This is a genomic window from Pseudomonas sp. B26(2017) (assembly GCF_002113045.1).
Lineage (GTDB): Bacteria > Pseudomonadota > Gammaproteobacteria > Pseudomonadales > Pseudomonadaceae > Aquipseudomonas.
In genome coordinates, this window is sequence record NZ_NEJJ01000003.1 from 49,038 (window position 1) to 67,666 (window position 18,629).

An 18,629-nucleotide genomic window follows, 5' to 3' on the forward strand; every position below is an offset into this window, starting at 1 on the left:
GCACTCCGGCGATGGAAAATCGAGCGACTAAAACTTGACTCACAATTCAAGTTTTAGCAAGCCCTATGCCTGAGTATATTCCTGCGGTACTGCGCCATGTAATGAAAAACACGGCGCATAAGGCGACTGAATGATTCAGCTGCTTGGAGTTTCCGGGTCGCGCTTGCGCTTGTTGCCCATGCGCACGCCGATATCCATCAGGAACTGGAAGAAACCTTCCTGATCTTCCAGCACATTGCTCCAGAACGGCGAGTGATACAGCGCCACCGCGCCGTGCACCAGCGCCCAGGATGCGCAGTAGTGGAAGTACGGCGGCACGTCTTCGAGCTTGCCTTCGCTGATGCGGCCCTTGATGAGCAGCGTCAGGCGTTCGAAGTTCGAGGCACGGATCTTGTGCAGTTCCTCGACCATCTCCGGCACCTGATTGCCCTTGACCACTTTTTCTTCCAGGCGATCGAACAGGCGATAGCGCTGCGGATCGCGCATGCGGAATTCAAAGTAGGCACGGGACAGCGCTTCCTTGTCCTTGTCGACATCGGCCGAATGCAACAGCTCGTTCAAGTCGCGCTCGTAATCGAGCATCAGGCGCAGATAGATTTCGGCCTTGGACTTGAAGTGCTTGTAGATCGTGCCTTTGCCGATACCCACGGCATCAGCAATCATCTCGACGGTGACACTGTCTTCACCTTGTTCGAGGAACAGCTTGAGCGCGGTATCGAGAATTTCTTGCTCACGGCGACGAAACTCACGGACCTTACGAGGTTCTTTGTGCATAAGAAAAGGTCTGTAGGGGTCAAAATTCGAAGCCGCGTATTATGCCTAACTTGCGCAAAAATGCACGGATCATCCGACCATATCTGTGTTTCTTGTTCATTTCACGAACGTTTCGGGGGGAATGAGAACATAACCGAAGCGAACGTATTCCAAATTTGTTTAAAAACCCCGACCGGCCAACTGGACTGAACGCCAGACTGATCAATACTTGAACTGTCGGGCGACATCTCCCCCAAGTGTCGCGCCGGTAAAGGTACCAAGGGACCGCGTGCCTTTGTTTTACTCCTAATGGTCTTAACCCGGATTCACCCCCCAGAACCCGGGTTTTTTTTGCCTGCGATTCAGGCTTTTACATTCGCCAGCGGAAACAATCGCTTGAAGTTCTCGGTGGTCTGCTCGGCAAAACGCTCATAGTTCTCGCCGCGCAGCATCGCCAGAAACTCTGCCACTTCCCGCACGTATTGCGGCAGGTTCGGTTTGCCGCGATACGGGATCGGCGCCAGGTACGGCGAATCGGTTTCCACCAAGAGGCGATCGACCGGAACCTTGCTCGCCACATCGCGCAACGCATCGGCGTTGCGGAAGGTGACGATGCCTGACAGGGAAATGTAGTAACCCATGTCCAGCGCGGCCTTGGCCATGTCCCAATCTTCGGTGAAGCAATGCAGCACGCCGGCCTGGGGCAACGCGGCTTCGCGCAGCAGCTCGAGCGTATCGGCGCGGGCGCCACGGGTGTGGATGATCACCGGTTTGCCGGTCTGCTGGGCGGCTTGCAGGTGCAGACGGAACGACTCCTGCTGCAATTCAGCGGCTTCCGGCTCGTAGTGGTAATCCAGACCGGTTTCGCCGATCGCTACCACTTTCGGGTGATTGAGCTCGTGCAGCAGCCAGTCCAGCGCCGGCGCCGCGCCCGGCTGCACATCCAAAGGATGCACGCCGACCGAACAATCGACGTCCTCGTAACGCTCGGCCAGGGCTTTGACGTCGGCCGCGTTGTCGGCACTGACGCCGATGCACAGGAAATGCCCGACTCCGCGCAGACGGGCCGCATCCAGCGCGGCATCCAGGGAACCGTCGTGAGCGGCGAGGTCGAGGCGATCAAGGTGACAATGGGAATCTACGAGCATAAAAAGGACTGCAACTTACATCGTATGAGTGGGACGGTCGGACTTCAGGGCTCCGGCCAGATGAGTTTCAATGCGACTGCGCGCGGTGTTGTCGCCATCGTTGAATTGCACGCCGACGCCAGCTGCGCGGTTGCCCTGGGCGCCTTTGGGGGTGATCCAGGCCACTTTGCCGGCCACCGGAATCTTCTCCGCCTCGTCCATCAGGTTCAGCAGCATGAACACCTCGTCGCCCAACTTGTAGCTCTTGTTGGTCGGGATGAACAGGCCACCGTTCTTGATGAACGGCATGTATGCGGCGTAAAGGACCGACTTGTCCTTGATGGTCAGGGACAAGATGCCGTTGCGCGGCCCCGGGCTGACAGGTTCGTTCATGTTGACCTCCACTGCTGATGTTCAGAGTCTAGGTACACATTCTTATCTTTGGCCAGGCAAGCTCGCCCATTGCACCAGCAACGCTTCCAGCAACAACGCCGCATTGAGGTTGGCCTTGCTCAGGACTTTCTGGCGCTGGGCGAGGATCCAGTCCTGAATATCGAGCACTTTAGCCTGGGCACTTTTCTGCGCCAGATACTGCACGACTTTGCGCATGTCGGTCAGGCCGAGGCCCGCTTCATCCTGGGTCAATTGATAGCGCAGGATCAGGCTCGACCAGTCACAGAACCAGTCGAACAGCCGCAGCATCGGAATGTTTTTCCACTCCTCGGCCAGTTGCGTCGGCGATTGCTGCTGTTTGAGCAACTTCTTCACGCCTTCGACAACCTGCGCGCGCTGGTCACGCACGCCCTGCCCGTTCAACGTGACAGCGGCCAACGGCGAACCGGCGGCCAGGGTCAACAGTTCGACACGTTCGTCTTCGGAACATTCCGGCAATGCCTGAGCCAGCCATTGCAGGCTCATGGACTCGCTCGGCAGCGGACAGGCCTGCTGCACGCAGCGGCTCTTGATGGTTGGCAACAATCGGCTCGGCTGGTGGCTGACCAGCAACAGCACGGTATCGCCGGACGGTTCTTCAAGGCTTTTGAGCAAGGCGTTGGCGGCGTTGATGTTCATCGACTCGACCGGCTCGATCAGCACCACCTTGCGCCCGCCCAGCTGCGCGGTCTGCACCACGAAACTGACCAGATCGCGCACCTGGTCGACCTTGATCGCCTTGTCTGCCTCTTCCGGTTCAAGGATGTAATTGTCCGGGTGGCTGCCGGCATTGAGCAGCAGGCAGGATTTGCACTCGCCGCAGGCTTCAGGTGTCGGCCGCAGGCACAGCAGGCTGGCCATCAGCCGCTCGGCCAGCGCGCGTTTGCCGATCCCGGCCGGCCCGTGCAGCAGATAGGCGTGGGCGTGCTGAGCGCGACCGGCCAGTTGCTGCCAGAGGCTGTCCTGCCACGGATAGGCCTCAGCCACGGCTCAGCTCCAGCAGGTTCGGAATCAAGGTATCCAGCGATTGTTGAACCTTGGCCAACGGCTGACCGGCGTCAATCCGCACATACCGCGCAGGATCTGCCTCGGCGCGCTTGAGGAACGCATTGCGCACCGCCTCGAAAAACTCACGGCCTTCCAGCTCGAAACGGTCCAGACGACCACGGGCACTGGCGCGGGCCAGGCCGATTTCCACCGGCAGATCGAAAATCAGCGTCAGGTCGGGACGCAGGTCGCCCTGCACGAAAGTCTCCAGCGCCGCGATGCGCTCCAGCGACAAGCCGCGACCACCGCCCTGATAGGCGTAAGTCGAATCGGTGAACCGATCACACAGCACCACCGCGCCACGGGCCAGCGCCGGGCGAATGACTTCAGCCAGATGCTGGGCACGGGCGGCGAACACCAGCAGCAGCTCGGTGTCCGGGTTCATCACTTCGTCGACCGGAGCCAGCAACACCTCGCGAATGCGCTCGGCCAGCGGCGTACCGCCGGGTTCGCGGGTCAGCACCACTTCGATACCGGCGGCGCGCAGGCGCTCGGCGAGGTATTCGCGGTTGGTGCTTTTGCCGGCGCCTTCCGGGCCTTCCAGGGTAATAAACAAGCCAGTCACAGGCAGTCCTTAATCAAAGTCATTGCGTGTTTTGGGGAGCGGAGGCTTCCGGTTCAGGCGCCGGTGCAGGTTCTTGAGCAGGCGGCTGCGGCAACGATTCCGGTGCGGTATCGGGGGAGGCGGCAGGAATCGCCTCCTCGCCTGCCGGAGAGGCCTCGGGCGCGGTCGCTGGCGCCGGGCTGGAGCGGTAATCCGCGCGCCGCTTGAGCTGGTACTCGCGCACCGCGTTGTTGTGCGCGTCCAGATCATCGGAGAACACGTGACTGCCATCGCCACGAGCAACGAAATAGAGGCTGGTGCCATCCACCGGGTTGAGTGCGGCGTGAATCGCTTCGCGTCCGACCATGGCGATCGGCGTCGGCGGCAGGCCGGGAATCATGTACGTGTTGTACGGCGTGGCTTCTTTGAGATGGGCACGGGTCAGCTTGCCGTTGTAGCGATCACCCAGGCCATAGATCACCGTCGGATCGGTCTGCAGCTGCATGCCCAGCGCCATGCGACGCACGAAAACGCCGGCAATCTGCCCACGTTCCTGAGGCACGCCGGTTTCCTTCTCCACCAGTGACGCCATGATCAGGGCCTGATAGGGCTCGGTGTAAGGCACATCGGCGGATCGCTTTTCCCACTCCTTCGCCAGCACCTCGTCGAGGCGATCGAAAGCCTTTTTCAGCAGTTCGGCATCGGTCACACCGCGCACGAAGCGGTAGGTATCGGGGAAAAAGCGCCCTTCAGGGAACAGACCCTTGTGACCGATTTTGGCCATCACATCACTGTCGCTCAGGCCATTGAGGGTCTGTTCGATCTTTTCGTCTTTGGCCAGCGCGGCGCGCACTTGATGAAAGTTCCAGCCTTCGACCAGCGTCAGGCTGTACTGAACTACATCGCCGCGCTTCCACAGGTCGATCAGACCGTTGACGGTCATGCCCGGCTGCATGCGGTATTCACCGCTGTGAATCGGCGTGCCGGCGAGATTGAAACGCCAATAGACCCGCAGCCAGAACGCGTCCTTGATGACGCCATCGGCTTCGAGTCCAAGAAAAGTACGGGTCGGGGTGGATCCCTTGGGCACATCCAGCAGTTCTTCCTGCGTGATGTTCAGGGGCTGTTCCAGTGCCGAATGAATCTTCCAGGCGCTGGCGCCCAACAGCAGCCCTGCCAGAACCAGTCCGGTTTCCAGCAGCAACAAAAGTTTACGTCTCACGAATCAGGCATCCAGTAGCGCGCGGGCAATGGTTTGCAGTTTACGGGTGAGCGGGCCAACCGGCCAGCTCAGAGCAGCACAGGCGCGTACCGGCCAGACGCCATACACGCTGTTGCAGACGAAGACCTCATCGGCCCATTGCAGCTGTTCGAGGGGGATGTCGGTGATCTGCACAGGAATGCCCAGGGACTCGGCCTGAAACAATATTTCTGCACGCATCACGCCGGCCACGCCGCAGCGTTTCAGGTCCGCCGTGATCAACACACCGTCACGCACCATGAACAGATTGCTGAACACGCCTTCAATCACCCGACCGGCCTGATCGAGCATCAAACCTTCGGCATGTTCACTGTCCTGCCATTCGGCGCGGGCAATGACCTGTTCCAGTCGATTGAGGTGTTTGAGCCCGGCGAGCAACGGCTGCCTGGAAAGGCGCGTGCTGCACGGAAACAGGCGCACGCCCTGCTCGGCGTGGGTCGCTGGATAAACGGCGGGAGGATTGCCTTGCAAAATGCGTCGGCCCTGCGCCGTAGGGTCCGGCGCATAACCGCGCAATCCGTCACCACGAGTAAGGATGAGCTTGAGCACGCCCTCGCCCATCGCGGCGGCATAGGATTGCAGCTCATGGCGAACCCGCTCGATGTCGGCAGCAATGGCCAGACGCGCACAGCCTTCGGCCAGACGCGTCAGATGCCGATCCAGCAGCAACGGCTGACCACTTCGCACGGCGATGGTCTCGAACAGACCGTCGCCGTAAGCCAGGCCGCGATCTTTCAGCGACAGAGCGTCAGCCGGCAGACCGTCGACCCAGCAGTCCATCAGCCGGCGAACCGACGGAACGCCAACGTGCCGTTGGTGCCGCCAAACCCGAACGAGTTGGACAGCACGACATCGATATCCATGTTGCGCGCGGTGTGCGGCACGAAATCGAGGTCGCAGCCTTCGTCCGGCTCATCGAGGTTGATGGTTGGCGGCGCCACCTGGCTGTTGATCGCCAGCACGCTGAAGATCGCCTCGACCGCGCCCGCCGCACCCAGCAGGTGACCGGTCATGGACTTGGTGGAGCTGACCGCCAGCTTGTAGGCGTGATCACCGAACACCGACTTGATCGCGTTGGCTTCAGCGAGGTCGCCGGCCGGCGTCGAAGTGCCGTGGGCGTTGATGTATTGCACTTGATCAACGTTGATCTTCGCATCGCGCAACGCGTTGGTGATGCAGCGTGCAGCACCGGCGCCATCGGCGGGTGGCGAGGTCATGTGGAACGCGTCACCACTGGTGCCAAAACCGATCAGCTCGGCGTAGATGGTCGCGCCACGAGCCTTGGCGTGTTCGAGTTCTTCGAGCACCAGGGCACCGGCGCCGTCGGACAGCACGAAGCCGTCACGGCCCTTGTCCCACGGACGGCTGGCACGGGTCGGCTCGTCATTGCGAGTCGACAGTGCACGGGAAGCACCGAAGCCGCCCATGCCCAGACCGCACGCGGCCATCTCGGCACCGCCGGCAATCATCACGTCGGCTTCGTCGTACATGATGTTGCGCGCAGCCATGCCGATGCAGTGCGTACCGGTGGTACACGCTGTGGCGATGGCGTAGTTGGGCCCCTGTGCACCCAGGTGGATGGACAGGAAACCGGAAATCATATTGATGATCGAGCCAGGCACAAAGAACGGAGAAATCCGGCGCGGGCCAGTCTCGTGCAGGGTGCGGCTGGTTTCTTCGATGTTGGTCAGACCGCCGATACCCGAACCCATGGCCACGCCAATGCGTTCACGGTTGGCATCGGTGACTTCCAGACCGGCATTGCGTACGGCTTGAAAGCCGGCCGCCAGACCGTACTGAATGAACAGGTCGAGCTTGCGCGCTTCCTTGACCGACAGGTATTCCTCGACATTGAAGCCCTTTACCGAGCCGCCAAAGCGGGTGGAATAGGCAGAAAGGTCGGTGTGTTCGATCAGACCAATGCCACTGCGGCCAGCCAGAATGCCCTGCCAACTGCTCGGCACATCCGTGCCCAGTGGCGACAACATACCCATACCGGTGACTACGACGCGTCTACGCGACACAGCACTCTCCTTTTTCAAATGACGACTTTGCATCAGGCCTAAAGAAAAAACCGCACGCCATGATGGCAGTGCGGTTTTTCCATGACAGCAAGCAACGATTACAAACTATTACGCCTGGTGGCTAGTAACGTAGTCGACTGCAGCTTGTACAGTAGTGATCTTCTCAGCTTCTTCGTCAGGGATTTCGGTCTCGAATTCCTCTTCCAGAGCCATCACCAGCTCAACGGTGTCAAGGGAGTCGGCACCCAGGTCGTCAACGAAAGAAGATTCGTTCTTCACTTCTTCTTCTTTAACACCCAGTTGCTCGGCAACGATTTTCTTGACGCGCTCTTCGATGGTGCTCATACCTTGTTTTCACTCCTAATGGACAAATTCAGGCAGCTGGCCAGTGGGTAAGTGTATAGAAAGACTTTTCAGCTTTTCAACTGAAAGCTTCACTCCTCAAACCCTGGAGCCCTCTGCCTATAAATAGATTGCAGCTTTATAACGGATTTTAGACAGCTCGTATGACATTTTTTTGAAGCAATCCGTCACATTTGAATTACATGTACATCCCGCCGTTAACCGGGATTGTAGCCCCGGTCACGTATGCCGCACCGTCGGATGCAAGAAAAGCGACCACGGACGCGATCTCTTGAGCCTGTCCCAGACGGCCCAGCGGAATCTGCGTCTGCAAGGCTTCACGCTGTGCTTCAGGCAGTTCGCGGGTCATATCGGTGTCGATGAACCCTGGGGTTACCGAGTTGACCGTAATTGATCGCGAACCGACTTCACGCGCCATGGCACGGCTGAAACCTTCCAGACCGGCCTTGGCGGCTGCATAGTTTACTTGGCCAGCGTTGCCCATGGCACCCACCACCGAGCCAATACTGATAATTCGGCCCCAACGCGCCTTGGTCATGCCGCGCAGAACGCCTTTGGACAGGCGATACAGACTGTTCAGGTTGGTATCGATCACGTCGTACCACTCGTCGTCTTTCATACGCATCATCAGGTTATCGCGGGTGATGCCGGCATTGTTGACCAGAATCGCCACCGGCGCCCCGAACTGCTCCTGAATGTTCGCCAGCACTGCGCTGACCGATTCGTCACTGGTGACGTTCAGTTCGAAACCTGCGCCCTGAATGCCGTTTTCCTTCAGGGTCGCAGCAATGCGCTCGGCGCCCGAAGCGGAAGTCGCGGTGCCAACAACGATGGCACCCTGACGGCCCAGTTCCAGTGCGATAGCCTGGCCTATGCCACGGCTTGCACCGGTGACCAGTGCAACTTTACCTTGCAGACTCATGCAAGCTTCTCCTGATTCAGACAGCCGCTGCACGAGCGGCAGCGAAAGCGTCTGGGGTATTGAGGTTGGAAGTCGAAACGCCCTCGGCGCAACGTTTGTTCAGACCGGCCAGCACCTTGCCAGGGCCGCACTCGACCAGATTGGTCGCGCCTTTGGCGGCCAAGGTCTGTACGGACTCGACCCAGCGAACCGGCTTGTAGAGCTGTTCGAGCAGATCACGCTTCAGGGTTTCCAGATCCGCCGGCACCTGAGCGCTGACGTTCTGTACCACAGGGATCTGCGGCACCTGCCATTCGATGGCAGCGATGGATTCCGCGAAACGCTCGGCGGCCGGACGCATCAGTTCACAGTGCGACGGCACGCTGACCGGCAGCGGCATGGCACGCTTGGCGCCACGGGCCTTGCAACCTTCGATGGCGCGGTCTACTGCCGCCTTGGCACCGGCGATCACCACCTGGCCCGGGGAGTTGAAGTTCACCGCGCTGACCACTTCGCCCTGCGCCGCTTCAGCGCAGGCAGCGAGAACGTCGGCATCTTCCAGACCAAGGATGGCAGCCATGCCGCCCTGCCCCGCTGGAACGGCTTCCTGCATCAACTGGCCACGGCGCTCGACGAGCTTCACCGCGTCCGCCAGGCTCAGGCTGCCGGCGGCGACCAGCGCGCTGTATTCACCCAGGCTGTGACCGGCAACAAAGGCCGGACGCGCACCACCTTCCGCCAGCCACAGACGCCACAGGGCGATCGAGGCGGTCAGAATGGCCGGTTGGGTTTTGTCGGTTTGATTAAGCAGCTCTTCCGGGCCCTGCTGGGTCAGCGCCCACAGGTCGTAGCCCAGAGCATCGGATGCTTCTTTGAAAGTTTCGAGGATCAGTGGATATTGCGCGCCCAGCTCGGCCAGCATGCCGAGGGACTGCGAACCCTGTCCTGGAAAGACGAATGCGAGGGAAGCAGACATGTAACAAGCCCCTAATGATCTTGTCGTCGGAAAAATGGCATCCCGCTAGTGGGACGCAAGAAACTGACAGTTGGATGGCCCTTTGAACCGGGCGGTCACATTTAAGCATTGTCCGACGAAAACGCCTAAGACAACAAATCCTCCAGACGGCCGTGCAGGCGCTCGGGAAGATTCTCCTGAATCTCGATAAGCGCCCGCTGAATGGCACTCTGAAATCCCTGAACCCCGGCCGAACCGTGACTTTTAACGACAATACCCTGCAAACCGAGGAAGCTTGCGCCGTTATGTCGCGCCGGCGCCAGATCAGCCTGCAGACGTTTCATCAATGGCAGCGCCAGTGCACCGACGACGCGCGATGCCAGGCTTTTCTTGAACAACGCCTCGATGCGCGCAGCAATCATGGTCGCCAGGCCTTCGCTGGACTTGAGCAGGATATTGCCGACAAAACCGTCGCAAACCACCACATCCGCCTCGCCGCGATACAAACCGTCGCCCTCGATGAAACCGATGTAATTGACGCCCCGGGCAGCCTGCAGCAACGTCGCGGCCAGCTTGACTTGCTGATTGCCCTTGATGTCTTCGGTGCCGATATTCAGCAATGCGACTCGAGGGCGGGCAATGCCCAGCGTTTGCGCCGCCACGGACCCCATCACGGCGAACTGCAAAAGATGCTCGGCGCTGCAATCGACGTTGGCGCCCAGATCGAGCAGCTGACAGTAGCCCTTCTGAGTAGGGATCGCCGCGACCATGGCTGGACGGTCGATTCCGGGCAGGGTCTTGAGCACAAATCGCGACAGAGCCATCAACGCACCGGTATTGCCGGCGCTGACACAAGCCTGGACCTTGCCATCACGCAGCAACTCGAGGGCGACACGCATCGACGAGTCCGGCTTGCCACGCAGGGCCTGGGCAGGTTTTTCGTCCATGGTGATGACTTCGGACGCCGGAACAATCGTCAGGCGCGCGCGATCGGCAGCCGATTGGCCGGTGATCAATTCTTCAAGAAGGGAGGGTTGACCGACGAGGGTCAGGTGCAGCGAGGGCGTAGCAGAAAGGCAAGCAAGGCTGGCCTGAACAATGCTGCGGGGACCGAAGTCCCCGCCCATTGCGTCAATCGCGATGACTTGAGCGGACAAGTGATTACTCGTCAGCGCCCTTGTCGATCACTTTACGGCCACGGTATACGCCTTCTGGCGATACGTGGTGACGCAGGTGAACTTCACCAGTGGTTTTTTCTACAGACAGAGTGCTAGCCTCGAGAGCGTCGTGCGAACGGCGCATGTCACGGGCAGAGCGGGATTTTTTGTTCTGCTGAACAGCCATAATTGATTAACTCCTAAACGTTTGGGTCACGCTTTAACTGCGCCAATACACTGAACGGGTTGGACCGCGTTACCTCGTCCTCGCTCGGTTCGGGCTCATCTGCTCCCGCCGGCTGCTGGCATTCTTCCGGATGATGAGCAGGCACAATGGGCAAGGCGAGCAGAAGCTCCTCCTCGATCAGTGACTGCAGATCCAATGGATCTTCGCCCAGTTCCAGCACGTCATAACCTTTCGGTAACGACTGGGTATTCGCACCCTCCTTCACTACAGCGTAACTGCATTCGCTGTGGATCGGCAGGGTGACCAGCTCAAGACAACGCTGGCAAACCATCTTGACTTCGGTGTCGATAAAGCTGTGGATCACCACAGATTTACGTTCATCTCGTTCAAAAACGAATTTTGCCTGCACCGTACCGACATCGTCGGAAAGCGGGTCGCAGAGTCTCTTCAAATCGGCCAGCAGCAGTTCACCTTGAAGGGTGGTGCCACGGTCAGCCAATTTGCGCGGGTCAACGTGAGGTGGAATCGGGTCATTCAACATAGGCGCAGCATTATAGGGATGCACCCACCCATGTCAAAGGAAATTGTGCCCTGTCCGTCACTTGCGCGGCTCCGCTAGAATCTGTCGCCTGCCTCAGGAGATGCGAATGCTGCCTTTATTACTCGCTTCAAGCTCGACCTATCGTCGGGAATTGCTCAGCCGTCTGCACCTGCCGTTCGTCTGCAGCTCGCCGGATATCGATGAAAGCCGTCGCCCGGACGAGTCAGCCCTCGAACTGGTCAAGCGCCTCGCCGAACAAAAAGCCCGAGCCCTGGCCGCCAGCCACCCCACTCACCTGATCATCGGCTCCGACCAGGTTGCCGTACTCGGCGAGCGCATCATCGGCAAGCCCCACACCTTCGAAAAGGCCCGCGAACAACTGATGGCCGCCAGCGGCGCCAGTGTGACCTTTCTCACCGGCCTTGCCCTGCTCAACAGCCAGACCGGCCACTGCCAGGTCGACTGCGTGCCTTTTACCGTGCATATGCGCGTACTGGATCAGACCCGCGTCGAGCGCTATCTGCACGCCGAGCAACCCTACGACTGCGCCGGCAGCTTCAAAGCCGAAGGACTGGGCGTGAGCCTGTTTCAATCCACCGAAGGACCGGACGCAACCAGCCTGATCGGCCTGCCACTGATTCGCCTGATCGACATGCTGCTGGCCGAAGGCGTACAGATTCCCTGACCCACAAAAAAACCGGCTCTCAGGCCGGTTTTTCTTGCAGCATTCGATCAGCGTAACGACGGGCCGCTGAAACCCATCCACATTGCCAGTTTCTCGGCAACGCTGGCACCCAGCTTCTTCGAGAAGCGGTCGAACGGCGATTCCTGAACGGTGAAGTCCACCAGTTCCTTTTCGCCAATCACGTCGCGCGCCACCGAACTGGCATTACCCAGCCCATCGATCAATCCCAGCGGCAGCGCCTGTTCGCCAGACCAGACCAGCCCGGAGAACAACTCCGGATGATCCTTGTCTTTCAAGCGATCGCCACGCCCTTGCTTGACGCTGTTGATGAACTGCTTGTGCGTGGTATCCAGCACGCTCTGCCAGAACGCCGTTTCTTCCGGCTTCTGCGGCTGGAACGGGTCGAGGAACGCCTTGTGTTCGCCGGAGGTATAGGTGCGACGCTCGACGCCAAGCTTCTCCATGGTGCCGACAAACCCATAACCGGCCGCCGTCACGCCAATGGAACCCACCAGACTGGCCTTGTCGGCATAGATCTGATCCGCCGCGCTGGCGATGTAATAGGCACCGGAAGCGCCCAGGTCGGAAATCACCGCGTACAGCTTGGTATCCGGATGCAGACCGCGCAGGCGCTTGATCTCGTCATACACATAACCCGACTGCACCGGACTGCCGCCCGGACTGTTGATGCGCAGGATCACGCCCTTGACCTTCTTGTCCTCGAACGCCGCGCGCAGACTACCGACAATATTGTCGGCGCTGGCAGGCTCTTTATCGGCAATCATGCCGGTGACATCGATCAGCGCGGTGTAGTTCGGACCGCGAGTGGCGCTTTTTTCCATGTCCATCAACGGCGTGAACAGAATCAACGCAACAAACAGATAAACAAAGGTCAGCAACTTGAAGAAGATGCCCCAGCGCCGCGACCGACGCTGCTCCTGCACGCCAGCCAGCAGTGTCTTCTCCAGCAGCTTCCAGCTTTTCGCATCACCGTCGTCGGCAGTTGCCTTGGCCGGTGCTTTCCATTCGTCGGTCATGCCATCCACCCCAGCAAAAACGTATTAGGCCTGCTTCTCCAGCCAGGCGTGCAATTCGGAAAAATGGTCGATCGACAGTCGCGGCGCAAACTGCTGCAGCGATTCGATCGATTGCGCGCCATAACTGACCGCCACCGAATCCATCCCCGCATTGCGCGCCATCAACAGATCGAAGGACGAATCGCCGACCATCAGCGCCTGCCCGGCACGCACACCGCAATGCGCAAGGATCTGCTCCAGCATCAGAGGGTGCGGCTTGCTCGCAGTTTCATCGGCAGCGCGGGTGATATCGAAATAATCTTCCCAACCATTGGCCTTGAGTACCCGATCCAGCCCGCGACGGTTCTTGCCAGTCGCGACAGCCAGGTGATAGCCCTGCTCGCGAAACGACGCCATCGACTCGACTACACCTTCGAACAACGGCGAAGGCACGGCTTCTGCAGCGATGTAGTGATCGGCGTAATACTCGCGGAACAAGGTCATTTCCGCATCGCTGATTTCCGGATACAAGGTACGAATCGCCTCGGGCAAACCCAGACCGATGATGCCTTTGACGGCAAGGTCATCACGCAACTCGAAACCTGAACGCCCGGACGCCGAGTGCATTGCCTCGACAATCCGATGAATGGAATCGGCCAGCGTGCCGTCCCAATCGAAAATCAGCAGTTTGTAATCAGATGGGCGCACTCAATCGCTCCACAGTCTTGGCCCACATTTCATCGACCGGGGCCTGCAACTTGAGTTCACCACCATCGGGCAGCGGCACGGTCAGCATGTAAGCGTGCAGGAACAGGCGCTTGCCGCCCAGATCACGGATTTCCTTACTGAAACTGTCATCGCCGTATTTGGTGTCACCGGCAATGCAGTGCCCGGCGTGCAACGTGTGGACGCGGATCTGGTGCGTGCGGCCAGTAATCGGCTTGGCTTCGATCAAAGTGGCAAAATCGCCAAAGCGACGCAGGACCTTGAACACGGTCACAGACTCCTTGCCCTCCTCCTCATCGACCTCGACCATGCGCTCCCCGGAGCGCAGATTGCTCTTGCCGAGCGCGGCCCGGACTTGCTTGATCGAGGTCGCCCAGTTGCCGCGAACCAGTGCCATGTAGCGCTTGTCGACACCGTCACCGCGCAACGCGGCATGCAAGTGGCGCAACATGCTGCGCTTTTTGGCGATCATCAGCAGGCCGGAGGTGTCGCGATCGAGACGGTGAACCAGCTCGAGCTCCTTGGCATCGGGGCGCAACTGACGAAAGGCTTCGATAACGCCGTAATTCAGGCCGCTGCCACCGTGAACCGCAATGCCGGCGGGCTTGTTGATCACGATCAGGGCCTTGTCTTCGTAGACAATCGAGGCTTCCAGGCGCTGCAGCAGGCCTTGAGCCAAAGGCACCGGTTCGTCACGCTCAGGCACGCGAACCGGCGGCACGCGCACGATATCGCCGGCCTGCAGCTTGTATTCGGGCTTGATCCGACCTTTGTTCACGCGCACTTCGCCTTTGCGCAAAATGCGATAAATCAAGGTCTTGGGCACGCCTTTGAGCCGGGCGAGGAGAAAATTGTCGATTCGTTGGCCGGCATATTCCGGCGAGACCTCAAGCAGTTGAACGCCTGGAGTCGTAGGGGCAGTAGTCGTCATGGCGCGGATAATAACAATTTTTTATGGAATTGAAGCACTTAATCATTGCTGCTATAGTCGCGAACGCCGCCAAAAGCGGCCTGGACAGCGGAACCACGGTCAAAAACCGGCCCTGACCAACGCAATTCACCAGGACGCGAGGCCGTCCTACGGGGCTTTTGCTACGTAACGGTGGAGTTTGCAGCTGTAACAAGCGCAGGTGACATGAGGCCTGAATCACGCCGCAAAGCAGAGTTTTCACTCGCCACGCGAGCCATATTCACGGCCAGTTCACAAAGTGCAGTCAGCCGCGGATGACCCCGAGCGAAGGCTCCGGAAACACCGCCTGAATTAGCCATGATGCGTGACCTCCCCTTTCGGAGCTCACGGTAAATGCCAACCCGCTGCGGATTCTGCGCGCGGCAGCACCCGAATTATCAGGGATACGTGTAGGGTGGAGATGCACAACCGCTGGACTGTGTAGCAACAGGCTTTATCAAGACGCTTCATCTCGTCCACAGCCACCGGTTGATTCCTCCTCCTGACTGAGTGCTTAAGTAGCCACAGCAAGCAGGACGCGTACGTCGCGATAACGGCCCAATTGGCCGGACATCGCTGGACACGGGAATGGCCAACCACTCCCGACGCACCTGACACCGACCGTGAGAAGTCGTGTGTGCCGAACGCCGTTTCCGGCAGCCCGGAAACCGACGGTACTACATGAAAAGAATGCTGATTAACGCAACTCAACCCGAAGAGTTGCGTGTTGCACTGGTAGATGGCCAGCGCCTCTACGACCTGGACATCGAATCCGGTGCACGCGAGCAGAAAAAGGCCAACATCTATAAGGGCCGCATCACTCGCATCGAACCAAGCCTTGAGGCTGCCTTTGTCGATTTCGGCTCCGAGCGCCACGGCTTCCTGCCCCTCAAAGAAATCTCCCGCGAATACTTCAAGAAAGCCCCTGAAGGCCGCGTCAACATCAAGGACGTCCTGAGCGAAGGCCAGGAAGTCATCGTCCAGGTCGAAAAAGAAGAACGTGGCAACAAGGGCGCAGCCCTGACCACCTTCATCAGCCTGGCCGGTCGTTACCTCGTTCTGATGCCGAACAACCCGCGTGCCGGCGGCATCTCCCGTCGCATCGAGGGCGAAGAGCGCAACGAACTGCGTGAAGCCCTGAACGGTCTGGTCGCTCCAGCCGACATGGGCCTGATCGTGCGCACTGCTGGCCTTGGCCGCAGCAGCGAAGAAATGCAGTGGGACCTCGATTACCTGCTGCAACTCTGGACCGCCATCAAGGAAGCCTCGCTGGATCGTTCCGCGCCGTTCCTGATCTACCAGGAAAGCAACGTCATCATCCGCGCCATCCGCGACTACCTGCGCCAGGACATCGGCGAAGTGCTGATCGACAGCGTTGAAGCCCAGGACGAAGCCCTGACCTTCATCCGCCAGGTGATGCCGCAGTACGCCAGCAAGATCAAGCTGTACGAAGACAGCGTTCCGCTGTTCAACCGCTTCCAGATCGAAAGCCAGATCGAGACCGCTTTCCAGCGCGTCGTCGAACTGCCGTCCGGCGGCTCCATCGTCATCGATCCGACCGAAGCCCTGGTGTCCATCGACATCAACTCGGCACGCGCCACCAAAGGCAGCGACATCGAAGAAACCGCCCTGCAGACCAACCTGGAAGCGGCCGAAGAAATCGCCCGTCAGTTGCGCCTGCGCGACATCGGCGGCCTGATCGTCATCGACTTCATCGACATGACCCCTGCCAAGAACCAGCGCGCCGTGGAAGAGAAAGTCCGCGAATGCCTGGAAGCCGACCGCGCCCGTGTGCAGATCGGCCGCATCTCGCGCTTCGGCCTGCTGGAAATGTCCCGTCAGCGCCTGCGTCCTTCGCTCGGCGAAAGCAGCGGCATCGTCTGCCCGCGCTGCAGCGGCACCGGCATCATCCGTGACGTCGAATCGCTCTCTCTGGCGATCCTGCGCTTGATCGAAGAAGAAGCCCTGAAAGACCGCACCGCCGAAGTTCGCGCTCAAGTGCCGATCCCGGTGGCCGCGTTCCTGCTCAACGAAAAACGCAACTCGATCACCAAGATCGAATTGCGCACCCGCGCCCGCATCGTCATCCTGCCGAACGATCACCTCGAAACCCCGCATTTCGAAGTTCAGCGCCTGCGTGACGACAGCCCGGAAGCCGCGACCAACCAGTCCAGCTACGAAATCGCTGCCGCTGCCGCCGATGTCGAAGACGTCCAGCCAGCCGCCGCGACCCGCACCCTGGTTCGCCAGGAAGCCGCGGTCAAGACCGCTCCGGCCCGCGCCAACGCTCCGGTTCCGACCGAAGTCGCCGCGCCGGCCCCGGCACCTGCTCCGGTTGCCGCGCCAGAACCAAGCCTGTTCAAAGGCTTGGTGAAGTCGCTGGTCAGCCTGTTCGCCACCAAGGAAGAGCCTGTTGCGCCGGTTGTGGTTGAAAAACCTGCCACCGAGCGTCCGGCCCGCAACGAAGAGCGTCGCAACGGTCGTCAGCAGAGCCGCAACCGTAACGGTCGCCGCGATGAAGAACGCAAGCCGCGCGAAGAACGTGCACCGCGTGAAGAACGCGCCCCACGTGAGCCGCGTGAAGAGCGTCAACCACGCGAAGTCCGCGAGCCACGCGAATCCCGTGACGAAGCACCGACAGCCCGCGCACCGCGCGCGCCTCGTGAAGAACGTGCACCACGTGCCCCGCGTGAAGATCGCAAGCCACGTGGCGAGCGTGAAGAACGCGTACGCGAACTGCGCGAGCCTCTGGATGCCGCTCCCGCCGTTGCTGCCGCCGCCACCGCTGAAGAGCGTCCGGCCCGTCAGCCGCGTGAAGAACGTGCGCCACGTCCTGCGCGTGAAGAGCGTCAGCCGCGCGCCGAACAGGCCGCTGCCGCTGCCGCCGAAGAAGAAACCAACATTAACGAAGAGCAACTGCCGGAAGACGGTTCGGAGAACGCTGAAGGCGATCGTCCACGCCGCCGCTCCCGTGGTCAGCGTCGTCGCAGCAACCGTCGCGAACGTCAGCGTGATGCCAATGGCAACGTGATCGAAGGTTCGGAAGAATCCGAGTCCGGCGAAAACGCTCAAGCGCCAAGCACTGCCGATCTGGCCGCTGGTCTGGCTGTTACCGCTGCTGTTGCCAGCACCGTGATCAGCGCTCCGGCTGAAGCTCAGGCCCATGAACAAGCTGAACGCGCCACAGCTGCCACTCTGGAAACTGCTCCAGCAGAAGCGCCGGTCGTTGAAGCAACCACTCCGGTAGAAGTAGTTGCCGCTCCGGAAGTCGAAGTGGCTCCGGCTCGCGAAGCTCAGCCCCTGGTTGAAGCGGCCGCTGAACCAGCGGTGACCTTCGAAGCACCAGCCGCAGTCGAAGAGTCGGTTGTCGAGACCGTCGCTGAAACCGTGACTGAAACCGTGCGTGAAGTTCGCGAAGAGCAGACCGCTTTCAACTGGGTCGCCGAGCCGGCTGTCGCTGAAACACCAGCGCCAGTGGTCCAAGCGCCTGTTGTTGAAGAAGCCAAGGCTGTCGAGCCAGCAGTGGTTGCCGAACCGGCACCGGTCGTTGAAGCCCCAGCGGTTGAAGCGCCAGTGGTCGCCGAAGCACCTGCCCCGGTAGTTGAAGCGGCTCCAGTTGTCGCCCCGGTCAGCGCCCTGACCCCAAGCGGCCGCGCACCTAACGACCCGCGTGAAGTGCGTCGTCGCAAGCGTGAAGAAGAGCGTCTGCAGAAGGAAGCGGAACTGGCTGCCGCTGCCGCCGCTGCTGCTCCAGCTGCCGAAGTGATCGAGGCAGCGCCTGCCCCGGTCGCTGAAGAAGTTGCCGTTGAAGCCGTGATTGCCGAAGCTCCACGCTCCGTTCAGGAAGCGGTCGAGCAACACGAAGAGGCCCAGGAAAAAGAACACGAGCCTAAACCCCTCGTCTGATTCCAAACGCCACTAAAAAGCCCCGCCTGGTAATCCAGGCGGGGCTTTTTTATAT

At 60.0% G+C, this 18,629-nt stretch carries 19 protein-coding genes; 2 read left to right on the forward strand and 17 right to left on the reverse strand.

Going from position 1 to position 18,629, the window contains the following annotated elements:
• Nucleotides 1–135: 135 nt before the first annotated feature.
• From CAF79_RS05450 to CAF79_RS05515, 14 genes are all read right to left on the reverse strand, one after another.
• Nucleotides 136–774 (reverse strand): TetR/AcrR family transcriptional regulator, encoded by a 639-nt coding sequence (locus CAF79_RS05450; protein ID WP_007950805.1) that lies wholly within the window; start codon nt 772–774, stop codon nt 136–138.
• 341 nt (nt 775–1,115) lie between these two features.
• Nucleotides 1,116–1,901: a TatD family hydrolase gene (locus CAF79_RS05455; RefSeq protein WP_085696986.1), complete on the reverse strand. Its 786-nt coding sequence runs from the start codon at nt 1,899–1,901 to the stop codon at nt 1,116–1,118.
• A 15-nt stretch (nt 1,902–1,916) separates the two neighbouring features.
• Complete coding sequence (locus CAF79_RS05460) at nt 1,917–2,273, reverse strand: PilZ domain-containing protein (protein ID WP_007950801.1); 357 nt, start codon at nt 2,271–2,273, stop codon at nt 1,917–1,919.
• Nucleotides 2,274–2,315: 42 nt separating this feature from the next.
• Complete coding sequence (locus CAF79_RS05465) at nt 2,316–3,299, reverse strand: DNA polymerase III subunit delta' (protein ID WP_085696987.1); 984 nt, start codon at nt 3,297–3,299, stop codon at nt 2,316–2,318.
• The gene (gene tmk, locus CAF79_RS05470; RefSeq protein ID WP_085696988.1) at nt 3,292–3,924 is read right to left on the reverse strand and encodes a dTMP kinase; all 633 of its coding nucleotides are present in this window, start codon (nt 3,922–3,924) and stop codon (nt 3,292–3,294) included. Before tmk ends, CAF79_RS05465 begins: the two co-directional genes overlap by 8 nt.
• A gap of 19 nt (nt 3,925–3,943) precedes the next feature.
• Nucleotides 3,944–5,125, reverse strand: coding sequence for an endolytic transglycosylase MltG (gene mltG, locus CAF79_RS05475; protein WP_085696989.1), 1,182 nt, complete (start codon nt 5,123–5,125; stop codon nt 3,944–3,946).
• Nucleotides 5,126–5,128: 3 nt separating this feature from the next.
• Nucleotides 5,129–5,944 (reverse strand): aminodeoxychorismate lyase, encoded by an 816-nt coding sequence (pabC, locus tag CAF79_RS05480; protein WP_085696990.1) that lies wholly within the window; start codon nt 5,942–5,944, stop codon nt 5,129–5,131.
• Nucleotides 5,944–7,188: a beta-ketoacyl-ACP synthase II gene (gene fabF, locus CAF79_RS05485; RefSeq protein ID WP_007908259.1), complete on the reverse strand. Its 1,245-nt coding sequence runs from the start codon at nt 7,186–7,188 to the stop codon at nt 5,944–5,946. Before fabF ends, pabC begins: the two co-directional genes overlap by 1 nt.
• A 108-nt stretch (nt 7,189–7,296) precedes the next feature.
• On the reverse strand, nt 7,297–7,533 hold the full coding sequence (gene acpP / locus CAF79_RS05490) for an acyl carrier protein (protein WP_085696991.1): 237 nt from the start codon (nt 7,531–7,533) through the stop codon (nt 7,297–7,299).
• Nucleotides 7,534–7,729: 196 nt separating this feature from the next.
• Complete coding sequence (gene fabG, locus CAF79_RS05495) at nt 7,730–8,473, reverse strand: 3-oxoacyl-ACP reductase FabG (protein ID WP_085696992.1); 744 nt, start codon at nt 8,471–8,473, stop codon at nt 7,730–7,732.
• Between the two features lie 16 nt (nt 8,474–8,489).
• Nucleotides 8,490–9,428 carry an ACP S-malonyltransferase gene (fabD, locus tag CAF79_RS05500; RefSeq protein ID WP_085696993.1) on the reverse strand — a complete coding sequence of 313 codons (939 nt, stop codon included), beginning with the start codon at nt 9,426–9,428 and terminating at the stop codon, nt 8,490–8,492.
• A gap of 125 nt (nt 9,429–9,553) precedes the next feature.
• The gene (gene plsX, locus CAF79_RS05505) at nt 9,554–10,564 is read right to left on the reverse strand and encodes a phosphate acyltransferase PlsX (protein WP_085696994.1); all 1,011 of its coding nucleotides are present in this window, start codon (nt 10,562–10,564) and stop codon (nt 9,554–9,556) included.
• A 4-nt stretch (nt 10,565–10,568) separates the two neighbouring features.
• Nucleotides 10,569–10,751 (reverse strand): 50S ribosomal protein L32, encoded by a 183-nt coding sequence (gene rpmF, locus CAF79_RS05510; protein ID WP_003179396.1) that lies wholly within the window; start codon nt 10,749–10,751, stop codon nt 10,569–10,571.
• A gap of 13 nt (nt 10,752–10,764) precedes the next feature.
• On the reverse strand, nt 10,765–11,292 hold the full coding sequence (locus CAF79_RS05515; protein WP_003204262.1) for a YceD family protein: 528 nt from the start codon (nt 11,290–11,292) through the stop codon (nt 10,765–10,767).
• Nucleotides 11,293–11,398: 106 nt separating this feature from the next.
• Between CAF79_RS05515 and CAF79_RS05520 the strand changes: the two genes are divergently transcribed.
• Complete coding sequence (locus tag CAF79_RS05520) at nt 11,399–11,977, forward strand: nucleoside triphosphate pyrophosphatase (protein ID WP_085696995.1); 579 nt, start codon at nt 11,399–11,401, stop codon at nt 11,975–11,977.
• A 47-nt stretch (nt 11,978–12,024) separates the two neighbouring features.
• Here the strand turns inward: CAF79_RS05520 and sppA are convergent, their stop codons facing one another.
• Genes sppA through rluC form a run of 3 tightly spaced genes read right to left on the reverse strand, consistent with a single transcriptional unit; the run spans nt 12,025 to nt 14,650 of the window.
• The gene (gene sppA / locus CAF79_RS05525; protein ID WP_085697230.1) at nt 12,025–13,014 is read right to left on the reverse strand and encodes a signal peptide peptidase SppA; all 990 of its coding nucleotides are present in this window, start codon (nt 13,012–13,014) and stop codon (nt 12,025–12,027) included.
• A gap of 24 nt (nt 13,015–13,038) precedes the next feature.
• Nucleotides 13,039–13,701 (reverse strand): HAD-IA family hydrolase, encoded by a 663-nt coding sequence (locus CAF79_RS05530; RefSeq protein ID WP_085696996.1) that lies wholly within the window; start codon nt 13,699–13,701, stop codon nt 13,039–13,041.
• The gene (gene rluC, locus CAF79_RS05535; protein ID WP_085696997.1) at nt 13,688–14,650 is read right to left on the reverse strand and encodes a 23S rRNA pseudouridine(955/2504/2580) synthase RluC; all 963 of its coding nucleotides are present in this window, start codon (nt 14,648–14,650) and stop codon (nt 13,688–13,690) included. The genes CAF79_RS05530 and rluC overlap by 14 nt, the downstream gene beginning before the upstream one ends.
• Before the next feature lie 699 nt (nt 14,651–15,349).
• Here rluC and rne point away from each other — a divergent pair.
• Nucleotides 15,350–18,574, forward strand: coding sequence for a ribonuclease E (gene rne, locus CAF79_RS05540; protein ID WP_085696998.1), 3,225 nt, complete (start codon nt 15,350–15,352; stop codon nt 18,572–18,574).
• Nucleotides 18,575–18,629 lie beyond the last annotated feature (55 nt).

Bases quoted from the DNA above. Each gene is read 5' to 3' on its own strand.
- CAF79_RS05450 (WP_007950805.1), bottom strand. From the start codon at position 774: ATGCACAAAGAACCTCGTAAGGTCCGTGAGTTTCGTCGCCGTGAGCAA.
- CAF79_RS05455 (WP_085696986.1), bottom strand. From the start codon at position 1,901: ATGCTCGTAGATTCCCATTGTCACCTTGATCGCCTCGACCTCGCCGCT.
- CAF79_RS05460 (WP_007950801.1), bottom strand. From the start codon at position 2,273: ATGAACGAACCTGTCAGCCCGGGGCCGCGCAACGGCATCTTGTCCCTG.
- pabC (WP_085696990.1), bottom strand. From the start codon at position 5,944: ATGGACTGCTGGGTCGACGGTCTGCCGGCTGACGCTCTGTCGCTGAAA.
- acpP (WP_085696991.1), bottom strand. From the start codon at position 7,533: ATGAGCACCATCGAAGAGCGCGTCAAGAAAATCGTTGCCGAGCAACTG.
- fabG (WP_085696992.1), bottom strand. From the start codon at position 8,473: ATGAGTCTGCAAGGTAAAGTTGCACTGGTCACCGGTGCAAGCCGTGGC.
- fabD (WP_085696993.1), bottom strand. From the start codon at position 9,428: ATGTCTGCTTCCCTCGCATTCGTCTTTCCAGGACAGGGTTCGCAGTCC.
- rpmF (WP_003179396.1), bottom strand. From the start codon at position 10,751: ATGGCTGTTCAGCAGAACAAAAAATCCCGCTCTGCCCGTGACATGCGC.
- CAF79_RS05515 (WP_003204262.1), bottom strand. From the start codon at position 11,292: ATGTTGAATGACCCGATTCCACCTCACGTTGACCCGCGCAAATTGGCT.
- CAF79_RS05520 (WP_085696995.1), top strand. From the start codon at position 11,399: ATGCTGCCTTTATTACTCGCTTCAAGCTCGACCTATCGTCGGGAATTG.
- sppA (WP_085697230.1), bottom strand. From the start codon at position 13,014: ATGACCGACGAATGGAAAGCACCGGCCAAGGCAACTGCCGACGACGGT.
- rluC (WP_085696997.1), bottom strand. From the start codon at position 14,650: ATGACGACTACTGCCCCTACGACTCCAGGCGTTCAACTGCTTGAGGTC.
- rne (WP_085696998.1), top strand. From the start codon at position 15,350: ATGAAAAGAATGCTGATTAACGCAACTCAACCCGAAGAGTTGCGTGTT.